The sequence below is a fragment of the Amycolatopsis orientalis DSM 40040 = KCTC 9412 genome (assembly GCF_000478275.1).
GTDB classification, from domain to species: Bacteria; Actinomycetota; Actinomycetes; order Mycobacteriales; family Pseudonocardiaceae; genus Amycolatopsis; species Amycolatopsis orientalis.
Genome location: NZ_ASJB01000086.1, coordinates 22,009 through 40,023, shown reverse-complemented (window position 1 = coordinate 40,023; position 18,015 = coordinate 22,009). Strand labels below are relative to the sequence as shown.

The following is an 18,015-nucleotide window of genomic DNA, read 5'->3' as shown; positions in this document are numbered from 1 at the left end:
CCCCTTCAGCCCCCACCTCTGAACCCCAAGGGCGCGCTGGGAGATCAGTTGTTGAAGCCCGGGTGCAGCTTGTACTGCGTCTGGGCGTTGAACTGGTTCTGCCGGACGAGCTTCGCCGGGAAGGTCCGCCAGTCGTTCAGTTCCAGGACGTCCAGGCCCTTCACGATGTCGGACGAGAAGATGTGGCCGTTGTACCAGTACGCCGACCACGTGCCACCGCCGACGAGCTTCTCGTTCGAGAGCGGGCCCCGCTCCCAGTACGCGATCTCCTTCGGCTTCGCCGAGTCGGTGAAGTCCCACACCGAGACGCCGCCCTGGTACCAGGACTGGACCATGATGTCCTTGCCCGGCACCGGGATGAGCGAACCGTTGTGCGCCACGCAGTTCTCGGTCTCGGACTGGAGACGCGGGATCTTGTAGTAGCTGCGGAACTCCAGCTTGCGGTTGTCGCCGCGGCCGGTGATCTCGTAGATGCCGTTGGCACCGCGGGTGGAGCCGAACTTCTCCAGGCAGGTCGCCATGCCACCGCCGCCGAGTTCGTCGGTGAAGACGACCTTGTTGGCTTCGTTGTTGAAGGTGGCGCTGTGCCAGAACGCGAAGTTCACGTTGTCCTGGACACGGCTGAGGACCCGCGGCTTGAGGCGGTCGGAGATGTCGAACAGGACGCCGTCACCCATGCAGGCACCGGCCATCAGGTCCTTCTCCGGGAGCGCCGTCAGGTCGTGGCAGCCGGTGGTCGCCGAGCGGCGGGTGCCGTCGGGGTTGTCGCCGCCGGCGTTGCCGCCGTCCGGGAACAGCACCGGGGTCGCGACGAGCGCGGCCTTCGCCGGGTCCTTGAGCGGGACCTTGACGATGGAGATCTTGTCGTGCGGCGGCTGGCAGTCGGGCAGGTTGGCCGCCGGCGCGTACGACGAGACGTACACGTAGACGTTCTTGCCGTCCTTGTCCGGCACCATCGTGTTGGTGTGCGAACCGCAGTCGGTCTCGATCGCCGCGACGTACTTCGGCGCCGCCAGGTTCGAGATGTCGAAGATCTTGATGCCTTCCCACGCCGTCTTGTCCGACGCGGGCTTCGAGACACTCGAGCACGAGTTGTCGCTGCGCGAGGAGTCCGTCGACAGGAAGAGCAGGTCGCCGGAGATCGACACGTCGTTCTGCCCACCGGGGCACAGGACCTGGCTGACGATCTTCGGGCGGTACGGGTTGCGGACGTCGAAGACGTTGAAGCCGTCGTACGTGCCGATGATCGCGTGTCCCTTGGTGAACGCGATGTCCGTTCCGGTCGAGTCCTTCGTGAACGGTCCCTGCTGCGGGACGTTCGCGATCGACCGGAGGTTCGGGCTGTGGACGATCTCGTCCACACCCGGGATCGTGGTCGCCGACGGCTCGGCGATGACGGCCGGCGCGGCGAACGCGCTGGAGGCCCCGAGGGCGGCGACTGCGGCCGCCGACACGAAGACCCTGGTCAAGCGGCGTTTCAGCCCAGGCTGCAGCACGATATGACTCTCCTTCCACCCAGCTTTACGCGCACCTTATTCCTTATTTAGGCTCAGCAGATACCGACCAATGGAGGATCTCCCGGGATGAAAAAGAGTTTGACAGCGGCACTCTTCGTCGCCGCGTTCCTCGTCTCGGGCTGCACCGGCGAGGAAACCCCCGCCGCGCCCGCGTCCAGCGCTCCGCTGATCGTCCCCGGGAAGCCGGGTGAGCAGGCGGGCACGAGCGCCCCCGGTCCGGTGAACCGCGATCAGCCCAACGAGGCGGACGTCGAGTACATCACCATGATGATCCCCCATCACGAGCAGGCGAAGGTGATGACCGACCTGGTGCCGGGCAAGACCGCGAACGAGCAGATCCGGGCGATCGCCGGCCGGATCTCGGTCGCCCAGGACGGCGAGATCAAGATGATGAAGACGTGGCTCTCCGACCGGGGCAAGCCGGTGCCGGGCCAGGGGCACGACGGGCACGGGGGTCACCACGACCACGCCCTCATGCCGGGGATGGCGACGGAGGCCCAGCTGGCCGATCTGCGCGCGGCTTCCGGCACGGCGTTCGAGAAGCTGTTCCTCGACCTGATGATCGCGCATCACCAGGGCGCGCTGACCATGGCCGAAGCCCAGCTCGGCAAGGGCGTGGAGATCAAGGCGCAGGAGATGGCGCAGGAGGTCATCACCGGCCAGTCCGCCGAGATCGAACGCATGAAGACCATGCGCTCAAAACTCTGATCCCCCTTTTTCCCTCGCATTTCGTCCTCTGGATGCGGTAGTTCGTATCGCCAACTACCGCATCCAGAGGACGAAATGCGAGGGGGGTCAGGCGTCGCCGGAAGAGCCCATGTCGCCGAAGCCGGAGTCAGAGCCGGAGTCGTCGAGGGTGCCCGAGACGATCCAGGTGGCCAGTGCGGCGGCCTGGACATAGGGCGCGGCCTGCGCGGCGGCCCGGCCGGCGGCCTTGGCCCGGCCCCACTTCTCCGGGCGTTCGGCGCGTTCCGGCGCCTCCTCACCCGGCGGCCGCTCGGTCCGCCAGGGGGTCTCCTCCGGCCGGACCTCGGCGAGGAAATCCGCGGTCGGGTCCTCCCCGTCCTTGCCGGTGTCACCAGGGTCCCTGTCGCTCATGGGGACAGCCTGACACCGCGGGCGGCCGGAAGCCACCCGCGGCGCGCGGCGGTAAGAAACCCGTCAGAACAGCAGGGGCAGGAGCGCGTGACGGCGCTTGAGGACGGCGCCGTAGCGGGCGTCGATGCGCATCCACGAGTCCGTCGCGGTCACGCGGACGACGTCGTCGCTGATCGACGAGTCGAGGAACCCCATCCCGGACAACGCGAACAGGCACCGCATCTGGACCTTGATCTCCAGCTCACCGCCGGTGACGGTGAGCACCGCCTGGTCCATCAACGACGCGGGCGGGTTGCCGTGCGGACCGACGTTGTCGCGGGCGAGCGCCACCCCGCGATCGGCCAGCTCCGAGATCACCGTCGCCGGGAGTTCGTCCACCAGCTGCCAGCGCCCCGGGGCGGGCAGCTCCGAATGCCACATCAGATCCCGGGCCGGGCCCGGGTCCATGCGCTCGCCACCGGCCACGGTCAGCGCGGCGAGCAGCTCGTTCCCGGACACCGTGATGTCGGAAGGCGTGATGTCGCCCGCGACGGCCCTGGTGGCGAGGACTTCGAACGGGGTCGCGCTCCACGCCTCCACGACGCCGTCACCACGCTGACGCAGCCGCACCAGCGTGTTCTGGTCGAGCCGGACCGCCCTGGCCACGAACGCGCCGAGCGTTTCGCGGTCGCCCGCGTCCGGGATGAAGAGCTCAGGCATCCGCGAACCCCTTCTCCAGGAAGGCGCGTTCGTCCTCGGTCAGCCGCCGCGGCCGCTCCGACGCCGTGTCGAACGGCGCGAGCACCGTCTCCGCGGTGACCGCGACCTTGTCGGCCTCGGCGGGCCCGTTGTGCACCTTGTAGCCGAGGGTGAAGCTGGCGTTCTTCAGGTCCTTCAACGAGATCTCCACCCGGATGTCCTGGTCGGACACCACGATCGGCGAACGGTAATGGACGGCCAGCTTCACCACCACGATGCCCTTGGGCAGTTCGGTGAGCCCCGCCCGGACCGCGTCCCCGAACAGCAGCGGGATCCGGGCTTCTTCGAGCAGGGTCACCATGTTCGCGTGGTTGACATGCCCGTAGACATCCATATCCGACCAGCGCGGCCGGATCAGGGAAATGTAGCTCACTACCTCACCGTGCTCCGGATCTGCCTCGCCGCGACCGACAGCGTCGCCAGATCGAGCTTGCCGAACTGGCTGATCTCGTCCAGCGCGACGCGGGCCCGCTGCAGCCGCGAGGCGTTCGTCTTCTCCCAGTGGGCGATCTTCTCATCCGGATCGGTACCGGAATCGCTGTGCCGCAAGGCGTCCAGCGTGATCGTCCGCAGCGAACCGTACACGTCGTCCCGCAGGGCAAGCCGCGCGAGCGCGTGCCAGCGGTTGCCGCGTTCGAGACCGCTGATCGACGTCAGCATCTTGTCGATGCCGAGGTGATCGGAGAGCGCGTAGTAGAGGCCCGCGGTCTCCGCCGGGGTGTGCACCGCGTCGATGCCCGCCTGCTGTTCGGCCATCTCCGCCACGTCGGTGATGTCCAGGAGGCCGAAGGTGTGCAGCAGGAGCGCCACCCGCTGGGCCAGCTCCGCCGGGACGCCCTTGTCGATCAGCCGCTCGGTGTTCGCGTCGACCGACGCGCACTCGACACCACGGAGCAGTTCATGCGCCCGCGGGGCCAGTTCGCCGACGACCCGGCCGAACCGGTTGATCTCGGCGAGCGGGGCCAGCGGCTGCGGCCGGTTGGTGAGGAACCAGCGGGCGGCCCGGTCGAGCAGCCTGCGGGTCTCCAGCATCATCTCGTCCGCGACCTCGGTGGGCACGACGTTGTCCAGCGCGTCGATCTGCGCCCACAGCGAGGGCAGGTCGTACACGTGGGTGACCACGGCGTACGCGCGGACGGCGTCGGTCGCGGTCGCGTTCATCTCCTCCATCAGCCGGAAGACGTAGGAGATCCCGGCACCGTCGACGACCTCGTTGGCCACCATCGTGGTGATGATCTCGCGCTTCAGCGGGTGCTGGAAGATCGCTTCGCCGAACTGCTCGCGAAGCGGCTTCGGGAAGTACTCGGGCAGACGGCGCGAGAACACCTCGGAGTCCGGCAGCTCGCTCGCCAGCAACTCGTCCTTGAGGTCGAGCTTGACGTGCGCGAGCAGCGTCGCCAGCTCCGGCGACGTCAGGCCTTCGCCCGCCTTCTCCAGCGCGCGGAACTCCGCCGAACTCGGCAGGGCTTCGAGCTTGCGGTCGAAGGCGCCCTTCGCGACCAGCGCCGCGACGAGCCGCTGGTGCACCGAGACCATCGGCCCGGCGTGGGCCCGGCTGACGCCGAGCACGGCGTTCTGCCGGTAGTTGTCGGCCAGCACCAGCTCGCCGACCTCGTCGGTCATCTGCTCCAGCAGTTCGTTGCGCTGCTCCGCGCCCAGCGATCCGGTCGAGACCAGGTGGTCCAGCAGGATCTTGATGTTGACCTCGTGGTCGGAGCAGTCGACGCCCGCGGAGTTGTCGAGCGCGTCGGTGTTGATCTTGCCGCCCGCACGGGAGAACTCGATCCGGCCCAGCTGGGTCAGGCCCAGGTTCCCGCCCTCGCCGACGACCTTTACGCGCAGCTGGTTCCCGTTGACGCGCAAGGCGTCGTTGGCCTTGTCGCCCGCGTCGGCGTGGGTCTCGTTCTCGGCCTTGACGTAGGTGCCGATGCCGCCGTTCCACAGCAACTCGACCGGCGCGAGCAGGATCGCCTGCATGAGGTCGTTCGGCGCCAGCTTCGTGACGTCCTCGCCGAGCCCGAGCGCCTCGCGGACCTGCGGGCTGATCGGGATCGTCTTCGCCGACCGCGAATAGATGCCGCCGCCCTCGCTGATCAGCGAGCGGTCGTAGTCCTCCCACGACGAACGCGGCAGGTCGAACAGCCTGCGGCGCTCGGCGAACGAGGTCGCCGAGTCGGGGTTCGGGTCGAGGAAGATGTGCAGGTGGTTGAAGGCGGCCACCAGCCGGATGTGCTCCGAGAGCAGCATCCCGTTGCCGAAGACGTCGCCCATCATGTCGCCGATGCCGACGACGGTGAAGTCCTCGGTCTGGGTGTCCTTGCCCAGCTCGCGGAAGTGGCGCTTGACGCTCTCCCAGGCACCCTTCGCGGTGATGCCCATGGCCTTGTGGTCGTAGCCGACCGAGCCGCCGGAGGCGAACGCGTCGCCCAGCCAGAACCCGTAGTTCGCCGAGACCTCGTTCGCGATGTCGGAGAACTTCGCGGTGCCCTTGTCCGCCGCGACCACGAGGTAGCTGTCGTCGCCGTCGTGGCGGACGACGTTCGGCGCCGGGACGGTCTTGCCCTCGACACGGTTGTCGGTGATGTCCAGCAGGCCGGAGATGAACATCCGGTAGCAGGCGATGCCCTCATTGGTCTGGGCGTCGCGGTCCAGGCCGGGGTCGCCGGTCGGCGACGGCGGGCGCTTCACGACGAAGCCGCCCTTCGCGCCGACAGGCACGATGACCGCGTTCTTGACGGCCTGTGCCTTGACCAGGCCGAGGATCTCGGTGCGGAAGTCCTCCCGGCGGTCGGACCACCGCAGGCCACCGCGGGCGACGTCGCCGAAGCGCAGGTGCACACCCTCGACCCGCGGCGAGTACACGAAGATCTCGTACTTCGGCCGCGGCTCGGGCAGTTCCGGCACCGCGCTCGGGTCGAGCTTGAGCGCCAGGTACTGCCGGGGCTTCCCGTCCTCGTCGGTGACGTGGTAGTTCGTGCGCAGCGTGGCGAGGATGACCGCCATCAGCCGCCGCAGGATCCGGTCCTCGTCGAGGCTGGTCACCTCGTCGACCAGCTTGCCGATCTCGGCGGTGAGCTGTTCGGCCTGCGAAACGCGGGCCTCGTCGCCGATCGAGAGGTCGAACCGGGTCTCGAACAACCGCACCAGCGCGGTGGCGATGTCGGTGTGCGCGAGGACGGTGTTCTCGATGTACTCCTGCGAGAACGGGATCTTCGTCTGGCGCAGATACCGCGAATAGGCCCGCAGGATGGCCGCCTGGCGCCAGGTGAGTCCGGCACGCAGGACGAGTCCGTTGAAGCCGTCGACCTCGCAGTCGCCGCGCCAGGCGGCGTGGAAGGCGTCCTGGAAGCGGACGCGCAGGTCGGTGTCGGCGTGGTCGAGGACCTGCGGGTCGATCCGCAGTCCGAAGTCGTAGATCCACGACCGGCCGCCGTCCTCACGGCGCAGTTCGTAGGGCCGTTCGTCGACGACCTCCACGCCCATCCGCTGCAGGACCGGCAGCACCTGCGAAAGGGTGACGCCCTCGCCGCGCAGGTACAGCTTGAAGCGCCGCTCCCCCGCCTCGGCGTCGGCGGGCAGGTAGAACGACATCGACAGGTCGCCCTCGTCGGTCAGCGACTCCAGGGCGCGGAGGTCCGCGAGCGCTTCGAGCGCGCTGAAGTCCTCCTTGTAGCCCTCGGGGAACACCGCGGCGAACCGCTGCCCCTGCTCGCCCGCGGACTCCTCGCCCAGCAGGCCGATCGCGACGCCGCTGTCCCCGGCACGCTCGCGGCGCTCGGCGAGGATCGCCTCGACCATCCGGTCGTCCCAGCTGCGGACGGCTTCGTTGAGCCGTTCCTGGATGCGCAGGGTGTCCGGCTCGGACCGCTGCGACGGATCGGTGTGCACGATGAAGTGCACCTGCGCGAGCACGGTCTCCCCGATGCGCGCACTGTATTCCAGTTGCGTGCCTTCGAGTTCTTCGAGCAGGACCTCCTGCATCGCGAGCCGCGAACGGGTCGTGTAGCGGTCGCGCGGGAGGTACACGAGGCAGGAGTAGAAGCGGCCGTACGGGTCGCGGCGCAGGAACAGGCGCAGCCGGCGGCGATCCGACAACGTGATCGCGCCGGTCGTCGTGGAGTACAGCGAATCGGTGTCGGCCGAGAACAGGTCCGCGCGCGGCCAGTTCTGCAGAACTTCGAGCATCCGCTGGCCGGAGAAGGACTCCATCGGGAAGCCCGCGCGGTGGATGACCTCGCGAACCCTGTTGCACACCACGGGAATGTCCAGCACGTTCTCATGCAGCGCCGTGGTGGTGAACATGCCGAGGAAGCGGTGTTCGCCGGTGACTTTTCCGTTGTCGTCGAAGGTTTTCACGCCGACGTAGTACGGATAGACCGGGCGGTGCACCGTGGACGGCGCGCTCGCCTGGGTCAGCACCAGCAGCGTCGGCGCGAGCGCGGACACCGCCGTGTCGGGCCCGGCGGTGAGGCTGCGCGCGGCGAGGCTGTCCTGGCGCAGCACACCCAGCCCGGTCGCGAGCACCGCGCGCAAGGCGGGCTCGTCGCTCTCGGGGTGCGGATTGTCGATCAGCTCGTAGCGGCGGTAACCGAGGAAGGTGAAGTGGCCGTCGGCGAGCCAGCGCAACAGGCGGGCGCCCTCGGCGACCTCGTGCGTGGAAAGCCGCGGCGGGTTCTCGTCCAGCTCGTCAGCGAGACGGCGCGCGGTCTCCGCCATCTTGTCGGTGTCCTCGACGACCTCGCGCACATCGCCCAGCACCGACGAGAGCCGGTTGTCCAGCTCACGGGCGCGGTTCGGATCCGTCACCAGGTCGATTTCGATGTACATCCACGACTCGGCGGCCGAATTCGACGGCGGCTCGGCCGGGTCGGCGTCCGGGTGGACCGCCAGCAGCTCGCCGGTCAGATCCCGGCTGACCACCACGATCGGGTGCACGATGCGCTGTACCTGCACGCCGTCACGGGCGAACTCGGCCGCGACGGAATCCACGAGATAGGGCATGTCGTCCGTGACGACCTGCACGACGGTGGCTTCCCGCGTCCAGCCGTCTTCGGGACCGGTGGGGTTCAGCAGGCGCACCGCGGGACGGCCGGGCATCCGGTCCTTCGCCAGCTGGAGATGCGAGCGGACGGCGCCGACGAGGTCGACCGGATCGTCACCGAGAATCTCTTCGGCCGGGATGTGCCGGTAGTACAGGCGGATCAGGTCGCCGATCTCCGGGGCGTACGCCGCGGCGGCGTCGATCAGGTCGTCCCGGATCTGCTCCGGGTTCACCGACCGGCGCCGGGCGCCGTCTTCGGTGCCGACATCTTTTCCGGGCGGGGACGAGACTCCCGTCGAGCTCATTTGAGGCAACTCTCCACTGTGCGAGATTGACACCGCGACCGGCACGACATTGTCCCGGCCCAGACCCCAACCTACAGCTCCGGACTGACGCCTCCACAAGGCCGGGTCATTCCCGTCCGTCGAAGATTTCCCTGCTCAGATAGCGGAATCGCCGTGATCGGTTCAGCTACCGGCCGGTCACATAGGCGGTCTGTCCGGACCTTCGCGCACCCCGCCGCACCGGGGGTGACCAGCGCCCATTCCCGTTCAGGGGGAGGACGGCGAGCCTCACCCGGTCGACTGAATCGTTCCAGTCCTGCGCTGCTCCGACCGAGGTGGAGCAAGGGACCTTTGCTATCGCCGGGTCAGTCGCTCCCGTTGGCGCGGTGGCGGTCGCGGCCGTTGACCGGACGCTTTCCCGAGTCCTGGGAACCGAGTTGTTTCACGAGCGCGGCGGCGCTCGCGGTGCCCGCCTGGTGCTCGGCGAGGGCGCGGGCGAGCAGGTCGGCGAGACCGGCGTCCGGCGGCGGCTCGTCCTCCGCGATCGCGCGGGCGTAGCTCTCCGGGAACGGCGTGATCGGCCGCCAGGAACCGGTGTCGGTCAGCGGGTCGAGCGCGGGCGGCATCCGCAACCGCGGCAGCCACGGATCCACGACCTCGTCCGTGGCACTCTGCTGGGGTTTGTCCTGGAAATCGGCGCCGTACGACGGCGCCGGGTCTTCCCGGGGCGGTGGCGCCAGCGGGACGGCGGGCTCGGAGTACTCCACCGGCGCCTGCTCCCGGCGGGAGTACCCGGCTTCGGCGTGGTGCTCGGCGGAAGGGTCGGGATGTCCGGTATCCGTGGCGGAGTCCGCGCGACGGCGGCCACCGCCGTGTCCGCCGGTGCTCGAGATCCCGAGCCGGTCCAGCACCGATTTCGCCGCCACGGAACCGTGTTCGGCGTCGTGCCTGGTGGTGCGGGAAACGGGGGCGGTGGACCGGCGGGCGCGTTCCTCGGCCGCCCATTCGTCGCTCTCCCACAACGGGGCGGCGGTCCCCGGCGGACGCGGCGTTTCCGTCTCCGCGATCCGCGGCCGGGGTTCGGCGGCGGGCTCGGGGGCCAGAAGCAGTTCCGGGACCAAAGGTTCCGGGACGGGCGGCGGCATCGGTTCCTCGTACCGCACGGGTTCCTCGACACGGCGCCGTGCGGCCGGGGCCGGGGTTTCGTGCCGCCCGGCCATAGCGTCGGAAGTCGAGTCGGAAGTGGACGGGACGGCACGCTCGCGTGCCGCGGGCGCCTCCGGACGAGCGCGCCGAGAGGGCTCCGGCTCCGGTCGCGGTGCGGGTTTCGGCGGCGGCATCAGCTTCGGCGCGGCGGGTTCGGCCTTGGGTTCGAACCTGATCGACGGCTTGGGTTCCGGGGATTTCTTCGGTACCCGGCGGCGCCAGTCGCTGTCGGACGCCGCGGCTTCCCGAGCGGGGTCCGGACGGGACGGCGGCTTCAGCACCGGCGCTTCGGTCTTCTTCTCCACGACGGGAGGCTCCGCCGGCGGCTCGGGCACGACGGGACGCGGCGGCTCGGCAGGACGCGGCGGCTCGGCGGGTGTGTTCCGCACCGGCGCGGGCTCCGCCTGCCTGCTCTGCCGTGCGGGCCGCGGCGGTTCCCGCCGGACCGGCGGCTCGGCGGCCGCCCGCTTCGGCGGCGTCACGTCGATCGGCGCCATCAACGCGGTCACCTCGGCCGGCGCCGGCGCGGGTGCGGTGGTGGCGGACGATCGCGTGGCGACGGCCCGCAGGACGTCGTCGAGGTCGACCGCGGTGTTCTCGGCCGCGCCGAACTCGCCGAGCAGGACATTGCACGCCTGCCGTCGCGCACGGGCGTGCAGGTGCTCTGCGGCCCGCGAACGGTGCAGGCAGCCGATGGCCTCCTCGGGACGGCCGAGCCGTTCCTCGATCTGCGCGAGTTCCAGCCACAACCGGGCCGTGACGGCGTGCAGGCCGTGGTCTTCGGTCCCGGCGACCGCTTCGCGCACGAGCATGCCCGCGGCTTCGCCGGATCCCGCGGGCAGCAGGACACGGGTGGCCACCGCCAGCCGCAGCCACGCGGCGGGCGAGATCCCGGCGGCCCGGACGGGCGCGTCGAGGACCGGCTGCGCGACCTCCAGCGCCATCTCCGTGGCACCGCGGTCGAGCAACGTGCAGACGAGTTGCAGGATCAGCCGGATCCGGACGAGACCGCCGTCGTCTTCGGGGTTCCCGAGCTTTTCGAGCATGCCCAGCCCGGTCCGCGCGGCGTCGGCCGCCGCCGTCAGATCGCCGTGCCGTCGACGGTGCGCCGACACCCCGACCCGCAGCAACGCCCGGACCAGCAGCTGGGAATCCGCCGTCATCGAGCCGTCGCCGACGACGAGTTTGTCGGCCTCGGCGAGCACCCTGTCCAGTTCCGCCTTCCGGCCGAACTGCGCCAGGCAGCCCACGAGATGGCACAGCGCCTCGGCCCGGTGCACCGGCGAGACCGCCGGATCCGCCAGCAGCGGACGCAGCGCGGCCAGCCCCGTCAACGGGATGCCGACGCTGCGCGCGCAGACCGCGAGGTCGATCCTCAACCGGGCGGCGATGTCGCCGTAGCCCGCGTGTTCGGCGGCACGCAGGGCGGCCACCGCCCGGCCGACCGTCCGGGGACGGCCACCGAGCCGGACCCGTGCGGTCACCACCAGGCTCTCCGCGCGGATCCACTGCTCGTCGGCACCGGCCGCCTCGGCGAGCGCGGCCGCGCGCTCCCCGAGGACCAGCGCGAGTTCGGGCGCCCTCAGGTGCAGGGCGTCCGCTCGTTCGATCAGCCTGCCGACAGCGGACAAGGTTCCCCCGGTGGCAGCCGTCCGCCCACCCACCATGGTGGTGGGCGGGCCCGGCCGTTGGCGCTTGCTGGCTTCCACGGGGAACCCCCGGCCCTCAGTCGCGGGTCAGCTTGCGATGGGTGACGCGGTGCGGACGAGCCGCCTCGGCACCGAGGCGCTCGACCTTGTTCTTCTCGTAGCCCTCGAAGTTACCTTCGAACCAGAACCATTGCGAGGGGTTCTCGTCGGTGCCTTCCCAGGCGAGGATGTGCGTCGCGACCCGGTCGAGGAACCACCGGTCGTGCGAGATGACCACGGCGCAGCCGGGGAACTGCTCGAGGGCGTTCTCCAGCGAGCCCAGGGTCTCGACGTCCAGGTCGTTCGTCGGCTCGTCGAGCAGGATCAGGTTCCCGCCCTGTTTGAGGGTCAGCGCCAGGTTCAACCGGTTGCGCTCACCACCGGAGAGCACGCCCGCCGGCTTCTGCTGGTCCGGGCCCTTGAAACCGAACGCGCTGACGTAGGCACGCGAGGGCATTTCGGTCTGCCCGACGTGGATGTAGTCCAGCTTGTCCGAAACCACCTCCCATACCGTCTTCTTCGGGTCGATCCCGCCGCGGTTCTGGTCCACATAGGACAGTTTGACCGTCTCGCCGATCTTGACCTGGCCCGCGTCCGGCTCTTCGAGCCCGACGATCGTCTTGAACAAGGTCGTCTTACCGACACCGTTCGGCCCGATCACGCCGACGATGCCGTTGCGCGGCAGGTCGAACGACAGCCCGTCGATCAGCACACGGTCGTCGAAGCCCTTGCGCAGCTTCTCGACCTCGACGACCACGCTGCCCAGCCGGGGCCCCGGCGGGATCTGGATCTCTTCGAAGTCGAGCTTGCGGTGCTTGTCCGCCTCCGCGGCCATCTCCTCGTAGCGGTCGAGCCGGGACCGCGACTTGGTCTGGCGCGCCTTGGCGTTGGACCGGACCCATTCGAGTTCGGACTTGAGCCGCTTGGCGAGCTTGGCGTCCTTCTTGCCCTGGACTTCGAGGCGCTCGCGCTTCTTCTCCAGGTACGTCGAGTAGTTGCCCTCGTAGCCGACGACGCGGCCGCGGTCGAGCTCCATGATCCACTCGGCGACGTTGTCCAGGAAGTACCGGTCGTGGGTGACGGCGAGGACGGCGCCGGCGTAGTTCGCGAGGAACTGCTCCAGCCACAGCACGCTTTCGGCGTCCAGATGGTTGGTGGGCTCGTCGAGGAGCAGCAGGTCGGGCGCGGACAGGAGCAGCTTGCACAACGCGACCCGGCGGCGCTCACCACCGGAGAGGTGGGTGACCGGCTCGTCCGGCGGCGGGCAGCGCAGGGCGTCCATCGCCTGCTCCACCGCGGAGTCGATCTCCCACGCGTCGGCGTGGTCGAGGTCCTCCTGGAGCTTGCCCATCTCCTCCATCAGCTCGTCGCTGTAGTCGGTCGCCATGAGTTCGGCGACCTCGTTGAAGCGGTTGAGCTTGACCTTGATGTCGCCCAGCCCCTCCTCGACGTTCTCGCGGACGGTCTTTTCCTCGTTGAGCTCCGGCTCCTGCATGAGGATGCCGACGCTGGCGCCAGGCTGGAGGAAGGCTTCGCCGTTGCTGGCCTGCTCGATCCCCGCCATGATCTTCAGAACGGTGGACTTACCCGCGCCGTTCGGCCCCACCACGCCGATCTTGGCGCCGGGGTAGAACGCGGTGCTGACGTCGTCGAGGATGACCTTGTCCCCGACGGTCTTGCGCACCTTCTTCATGGTGTAGATGAACTCGGCCATACAAGCGATCGTAGAGCGAGCCGATCGAGACCTTGACGGCGGTCACCACGGAACTACCGACAGTCAGCCTCACATCACTGAGGAGCATCGGGATCCTCAGCCCACGGATGCCTCCTCCAGCGCGGTGACCATGGGATTCCCCGCGGGCGGCGGCGCCAGCGGGATCGCCCTGGGCCGATCACGTCCGAGCCGCCGGATCTCCACCGAACAACGCGCGAGGTTGGGCCCGATCGAGAAGGCCTCAAGCTCAGGTAGACCGAGAGGTGCCGGGATCTCCTCCGCGGTCTCGGCGCCCCGCAGCCGTCCGGCCACGATCACCGGATCCCCCTTGCTGAGGCAGGAAAAGGCGGCCATCGCAAGCTTCCGCCAGCAGGTGACCTTGACCGCCAGCTGCCGCCCCTCGCCCCACTCCCCTCGTTCCTTGTCGTACCGGCGTTCGACGCTCCGCAAGCCGAACGACACGACGTCGTGCCCGTGCACCCGCTCCGGGTGGTGGACCGGTTCACTGGTCAGGTTGCCGATCATGGTCACCCACGTCTCGCCCATCGCCATCACACTCGCCTTTCTCCTTGGTCCGGGCCGTTCCCGGTGTTTCCCTCGATCACCAGACTGCCTCGGGGCAAGGGCCGGAAACGGGCGAGAACCGGATCTGTGGACAACTCCGGGCGATGGGGGCTACCTGTGGACAACTCGGCGCGAAAAAGCCGCGCGGACACGAGGATGTGGTAAAGCCAGCACGGTCGCCTCTCGTGAGTGGTAATGACGGTTAGAACCGTCATTACCACTCACGAGAGGCGACCAAGACGGTCAAGAACCGGAGCCCGGACCCCGGCCCTGATCGGCGAGTTTCTTCAGCATCGCGTTGTAGGCGTTCAGATCCGCGTCGCCCGAGGCGTCCTCGCGCCGGTCCCGGCGGCGGGCCTCCCGCTCGTCCTGCCGCGCCCACTGCACCAGCAGCGCGACGAGCACCAGCAGGACCGGCAGTTCCCCGGACGCCCACGCGATCCCGCCGCCGAGCCGCTGGTCGGTCAGCAGGTCGGTGACCCACGGCAGCTTCAGCGAACGGTAGAAGTCCTGGCCGAGCACGGTCTGCATGCTCATCAGCGCGATACCGAAGAACGCGTGGAACGGCATGGCGGCGAACATCATCCCCAGCCGCCCCAGATGCGGGATCCGGCGCGGCGCCGGGTCGACGCCGATCACCGGCCAGTAGAAGACGTACCCGGCGAGCAGGAAGTGCGCGTTCATCGCCAGATGCGCCCAGTGGTAGTTCAGCGCGGCGTCGAACAGGCCCGAGAAGTACAGGCCGTAGAAGGAACCGACGAACAGCAGCAGCGCCACGATCGGATGCGTCAGGAACCGCGAAAGCGGCGAATGCACGAAGGCGAGGACCCATTCGCGTGGTCCGGGCGGGGCGTCCTTGCCCGCCGCGGGCAGCGCGCGCAGGGCGAGCGTCACGGGCCCGCCGAGGACGAACAGCACCGGCGCCACCATGGACAGCAGCATGTGGTTGCCCATGTGCACGCTGAACATCGCGGGCGCGTACCGCCCGATGCCGGACGACGTCGCGATCAGCAGCACGAAACAGCCCGCGAGCCAGGCGACGATCCGGCCGGTGGCCCAGGTGTCGCCGCGACGCCGCAGCCGCCGCACGCCGGCGAGGTACAGCCCGGCGAGCACGAGCGCGAGGGTGCCGTAGACGAGGTCGAACCGCCAGTCCGTGAGCAGCCGGAAGACGGTCGGCGGACCGGAAAGGTCGTAGCCGATCAGCAGTTCCGTGGTCGACGGCTGGGTGAACGATTCCTGCGGCGGCGGGGTCTTCGCGAGCCCGGTGGCGATGCCGATCGTGACGAACATGATCAGCACCTCGACCGCGGCGAGCCGCAGCAGCTGCCCGCCGCCCGCGCCGTTCACCAGCCCGGCGACGCCCCTTTGCCGTTGCTGGTGCCCGAAGACGCCGAGCAGCAGCAACGCGACGATCTTCGCGAGCACGAGCAGGCCGTAGTCGGTGGTGAACAGGTCGGCGATCCTGATCCGCACCAGCGCGTTGACGATGCCGGAGACGGCCATCACGATCCAGCAGACCAGCGCCAGCTTGGAGAACCGGGTCGCGGCGAGCGTCAGGTTCTCGCCGCGGCGCCAGCCGAGCGCGAGCAGCGCCACCAGTCCGCCGACCCACAGCGCGGCGGCGACCAGGTGGAACAGCAGGCTGTTGGTCGCCATGTCGTGCGAGCCGCCGCTCGCGGAATGCCCGGTGACCGCCACCGGGACCAGGCCGCCGACGGAGAGGAAGAAGACCACCGTCGTCCAGCCCCAGGTCAGCGCGAGACGGCAGCCGAGCGCGACCAGCAGCGCGATCAACGCGGTGAACAGCCATGCCTTGGGCTGCTCGATGGCGTCCACGAGGTCGATCAGCACCTGCGGCGAGAGCACCTCGGTGAACGGGCGCCCCGCGCCGTCGGCCGCGGAGAAGAAGATCGACGCGGCGGCGGCGAAGAACCACACCCACGCGGCGACGCCCGCGACCCGGATGGCCGCGTAGCCGTCCGCCGCGAGCGTGCCGGACTTCTGCGGCGGGACGAGGAACGCGGCGAGCAGCAGCGACCCCACGCACAGCACCGAAGCCGCCTCGGCCAGCACCCGGACGACGGTGATGCCGTACCGCGTCACCAGCCCCGGATCCGGCAATCCCGCGATGACGTAACCGGCGCCACCGGTCAGCGCGACCAGGCCGACGGCCACCACCGCGGCCAGCAGCGCACCGATCGACACCAGCGGCAGGACACCGGCCTTCCGCGCGGACGGGGCCGGTTTCGTCTCGGGGTCTGAAGGCACGTCACGAGGGTATGCCGGGCGCGCAAGGGGCAAGATGGCGGCGTGCGGATCATCCTGCTGAGGCACGCCGAGTCGCTCGGCAACGTCGACGAACTCGCCTACACGCGGATCCCCGATCATGCCCTGCCGCTCACCGATATCGGCCGTGAGCAGGCGAAGCTGGCGGGCCCGGGTATCCGGGAACTCCTCGGCGGGCAGCGGGCGGCGGTCTACGTCAGCCCGTATCTGCGGACGCGGGAAACGTTGCGGCTACTGGACATCCGGGACGCCTGCGAGCGGGTCGTGCCGGAGCCGAGACTGCGGGAACAGGACTGGGGCAACCTCCAGGATCCGCTGGAGCAGGAGGTCCAGAAGCAGCGCCGTCACGAGTTCGGGCACTTCTTCTACCGGCTCCCTTTCGGCGAGTCCGGGGCGGACGTCGACGACCGGGTCGCGGCGTTCCTCAGTGAGCTGGCGGCGTGCGGCGAAGATCACCCCGAAACCGTCCTGGTCGTCTCACACGGCCTCACCATCCGGTTGCTGTGCCGCCGTCTCTTCGGCTGGAGCATCGAGCTGTTCGAGTCCCTGTCCAATCCGACGACCTGTGAATACCGCGTCGTAGAGCGCGAAGGCGACAAGTGGACGCTGGACCGCCCGTTCCGCCAGTGGCGGGACTCACCCGACGGGGAGACTCAGGACTGAAGGCGCGAGGAGCACCACTCGCGTCCCCAGCCCGGGGCTGGATTCGATCCGCGCGAAGCCACCGACCTCCGCCATCCGCGCGATGATCGAGTTCTCGAGGCCGAAGCCACGACGCCGGTCACCGACGTCGAAACCGGCGCCGTGATCCCGCACGGTCAGGGAGATCCCGCCCCCGATCTCCTCGACGCTGACGACGGCCCGCCTCGTCCCGGAGTGTTTCAGGGTGTTGCGCAGGGCTTCCCGCGTCGCGTCGTGCAGGGCGACGGCCGCCTCCTCCGAGAGGTCCGGACCACAGTCGTCCTGGATGACGACCTCGGCCCGCAGTCCTTCCGCGGCCATCTCGGCGGCGAGCAGCCGGAGCCGCTGGTGCAGTCCGACCGGACCCGAGGGTTCGTGTTCGAGACTGATCCGGATGCGCATCGCCTGGGCGCGGGCGGTGCGGCGGACCCGGTCGAGGCTGGCCGCCGGATCGAGTTCGTCGGCGGGCGCGGGGATCGCGAACGACTCCATCACCTGCAGGACGGTGTCGTGGACGTCGCGGCGGTGCCGTTCGCGTTCCGCCGCCCTGCCCTGCTGCTCCCCGAAGCCGAGCGCGAACCGCATCGAAGCGCCGACCAGGCCGACGACCACGAGCGAGGCCACCAGCGCCGTTCCGAGCGTGAGGAAGAGACCGAGCGGGGAGACCGGGTCCAGCGTGAAGTGCAGCACCACCGCGCCCCCGATGACCAGCGTGCCGGCCAGCGCGCCACGCAGCAGGGTCCAGATCATCACCGTGCCCATCAGATGGGTCCAGGTGATCGACGTGATCGCGCTGTCCTGCGCCGGTGCCACGACGAGCGCGGCCACCAGCGTCAGGAGCACCGCGAATCCGGCGTCGGCGACCGGGACGAGCCGCGTGACAGCGGCGTCGCGGGCGGACCAGCGGAAGATCCAGACGGCTTCGGCGACGTTCGGCACCAGATGCAGCACCGCGATCGTCCACAGCACCGACGGCTCGCCGAGCCCGGCCGACCAGAGCGCCTGCACCAGCATCGCCAGCCGGAACACCACCGGAACCAGCACGAGCCGGGGCAAGGTGGTCTGAACCAGCCGGGCCGGGATCCCGGGGACCTGGTGACGACCGGTCAGGAGCCCCACGCCTCCGAGCATCAGAATCCTCACGCCGCTCCTCCCCGGATCAGCCTTCCTGAAACAGCGAACAGGTCGCATTCAT

Annotated in this window: 12 protein-coding genes; 2 read left to right on the top strand and 10 right to left on the bottom strand. The window is 69.4% G+C overall.

Translation table 11 applies throughout. The annotated features are described in order from the left end of the window. Nucleotides 1-44: 44 nt before the first annotated feature. Complete coding sequence (locus L324_RS35765) at nt 45-1,496, bottom strand: LVIVD repeat-containing protein (protein WP_037319473.1); 1,452 nt, start codon at nt 1,494-1,496, stop codon at nt 45-47. Nucleotides 1,497-1,583: 87 nt separating this feature from the next. Between L324_RS35765 and L324_RS35760 the strand changes: the two genes are divergently transcribed. Then, on the top strand, nt 1,584-2,225 hold the full coding sequence (locus L324_RS35760; protein ID WP_037319471.1) for a DUF305 domain-containing protein: 642 nt from the start codon (nt 1,584-1,586) through the stop codon (nt 2,223-2,225). A gap of 87 nt (nt 2,226-2,312) precedes the next feature. Here the strand turns inward: L324_RS35760 and L324_RS35755 are convergent, their stop codons facing one another. The 8 genes from L324_RS35755 to L324_RS35720 form a co-directional block, all read right to left on the bottom strand. Next, the gene (locus tag L324_RS35755; RefSeq protein ID WP_037319468.1) at nt 2,313-2,615 is read right to left on the bottom strand and encodes a hypothetical protein; all 303 of its coding nucleotides are present in this window, start codon (nt 2,613-2,615) and stop codon (nt 2,313-2,315) included. Between the two features lie 63 nt (nt 2,616-2,678). Then, entirely contained in the window at nt 2,679-3,314 is a 636-nt protein-coding gene (locus L324_RS35750) for a DUF8010 domain-containing protein (protein ID WP_037319465.1), read from the bottom strand. Beyond that, complete coding sequence (locus L324_RS35745; RefSeq protein WP_037319462.1) at nt 3,307-3,726, bottom strand: acyl-CoA thioesterase; 420 nt, start codon at nt 3,724-3,726, stop codon at nt 3,307-3,309. The genes L324_RS35750 and L324_RS35745 overlap by 8 nt, the downstream gene beginning before the upstream one ends. After that, on the bottom strand, nt 3,726-8,699 hold the full coding sequence (locus tag L324_RS35740) for an NAD-glutamate dehydrogenase (protein WP_037319460.1): 4,974 nt from the start codon (nt 8,697-8,699) through the stop codon (nt 3,726-3,728). The genes L324_RS35745 and L324_RS35740 overlap by 1 nt, the downstream gene beginning before the upstream one ends. Before the next feature lie 344 nt (nt 8,700-9,043). Continuing rightward, complete coding sequence (locus L324_RS35735; protein ID WP_037319457.1) at nt 9,044-11,593, bottom strand: hypothetical protein; 2,550 nt, start codon at nt 11,591-11,593, stop codon at nt 9,044-9,046. Nucleotides 11,594-11,609: 16 nt separating this feature from the next. Beyond that, complete coding sequence (gene ettA / locus L324_RS35730) at nt 11,610-13,286, bottom strand: energy-dependent translational throttle protein EttA (protein WP_037319456.1); 1,677 nt, start codon at nt 13,284-13,286, stop codon at nt 11,610-11,612. Between the two features lie 96 nt (nt 13,287-13,382). Beyond that, nucleotides 13,383-13,832 carry a single-stranded DNA-binding protein gene (locus L324_RS35725; protein ID WP_235783745.1) on the bottom strand — a complete coding sequence of 150 codons (450 nt, stop codon included), beginning with the start codon at nt 13,830-13,832 and terminating at the stop codon, nt 13,383-13,385. A gap of 261 nt (nt 13,833-14,093) precedes the next feature. After that, nucleotides 14,094-16,121, bottom strand: a complete 2,028-nt coding sequence (locus tag L324_RS35720; RefSeq protein WP_037319451.1) for a bifunctional copper resistance protein CopD/cytochrome c oxidase assembly protein — start codon at nt 16,119-16,121, stop codon at nt 14,094-14,096. 42 nt (nt 16,122-16,163) lie between these two features. On the opposite strand from L324_RS35720, the gene L324_RS35715 reads away from it, so the two are divergent. Beyond that, the gene (locus tag L324_RS35715) at nt 16,164-16,802 is read left to right on the top strand and encodes a histidine phosphatase family protein (protein WP_037319447.1); all 639 of its coding nucleotides are present in this window, start codon (nt 16,164-16,166) and stop codon (nt 16,800-16,802) included. On the opposite strand, the gene L324_RS35710 is transcribed toward L324_RS35715, so the two are convergent. Continuing rightward, nucleotides 16,776-17,951: a sensor histidine kinase gene (locus L324_RS35710; protein WP_152547105.1), complete on the bottom strand. Its 1,176-nt coding sequence runs from the start codon at nt 17,949-17,951 to the stop codon at nt 16,776-16,778. The genes L324_RS35715 and L324_RS35710 overlap by 27 nt on opposite strands. Between the last annotated feature and the right edge of the window lie 64 nt (nt 17,952-18,015).

What these genes read in the sequence shown, in the direction of transcription:
- L324_RS35760 (WP_037319471.1), top strand. Translation starts at nt 1,584, where the DNA reads ATGAAAAAGAGTTTGACAGCGGCACTCTTCGTCGCCGCGTTCCTCGTC.
- L324_RS35755 (WP_037319468.1), bottom strand. Translation starts at nt 2,615, where the DNA reads ATGAGCGACAGGGACCCTGGTGACACCGGCAAGGACGGGGAGGACCCG.
- L324_RS35750 (WP_037319465.1), bottom strand. Translation starts at nt 3,314, where the DNA reads ATGCCTGAGCTCTTCATCCCGGACGCGGGCGACCGCGAAACGCTCGGC.
- L324_RS35740 (WP_037319460.1), bottom strand. Translation starts at nt 8,699, where the DNA reads ATGAGCTCGACGGGAGTCTCGTCCCCGCCCGGAAAAGATGTCGGCACC.
- ettA (WP_037319456.1), bottom strand. Translation starts at nt 13,286, where the DNA reads ATGGCCGAGTTCATCTACACCATGAAGAAGGTGCGCAAGACCGTCGGG.
- L324_RS35725 (WP_235783745.1), bottom strand. Translation starts at nt 13,832, where the DNA reads ATGGGCGAGACGTGGGTGACCATGATCGGCAACCTGACCAGTGAACCG.
- L324_RS35710 (WP_152547105.1), bottom strand. Translation starts at nt 17,951, where the DNA reads ATGCTCGGAGGCGTGGGGCTCCTGACCGGTCGTCACCAGGTCCCCGGG.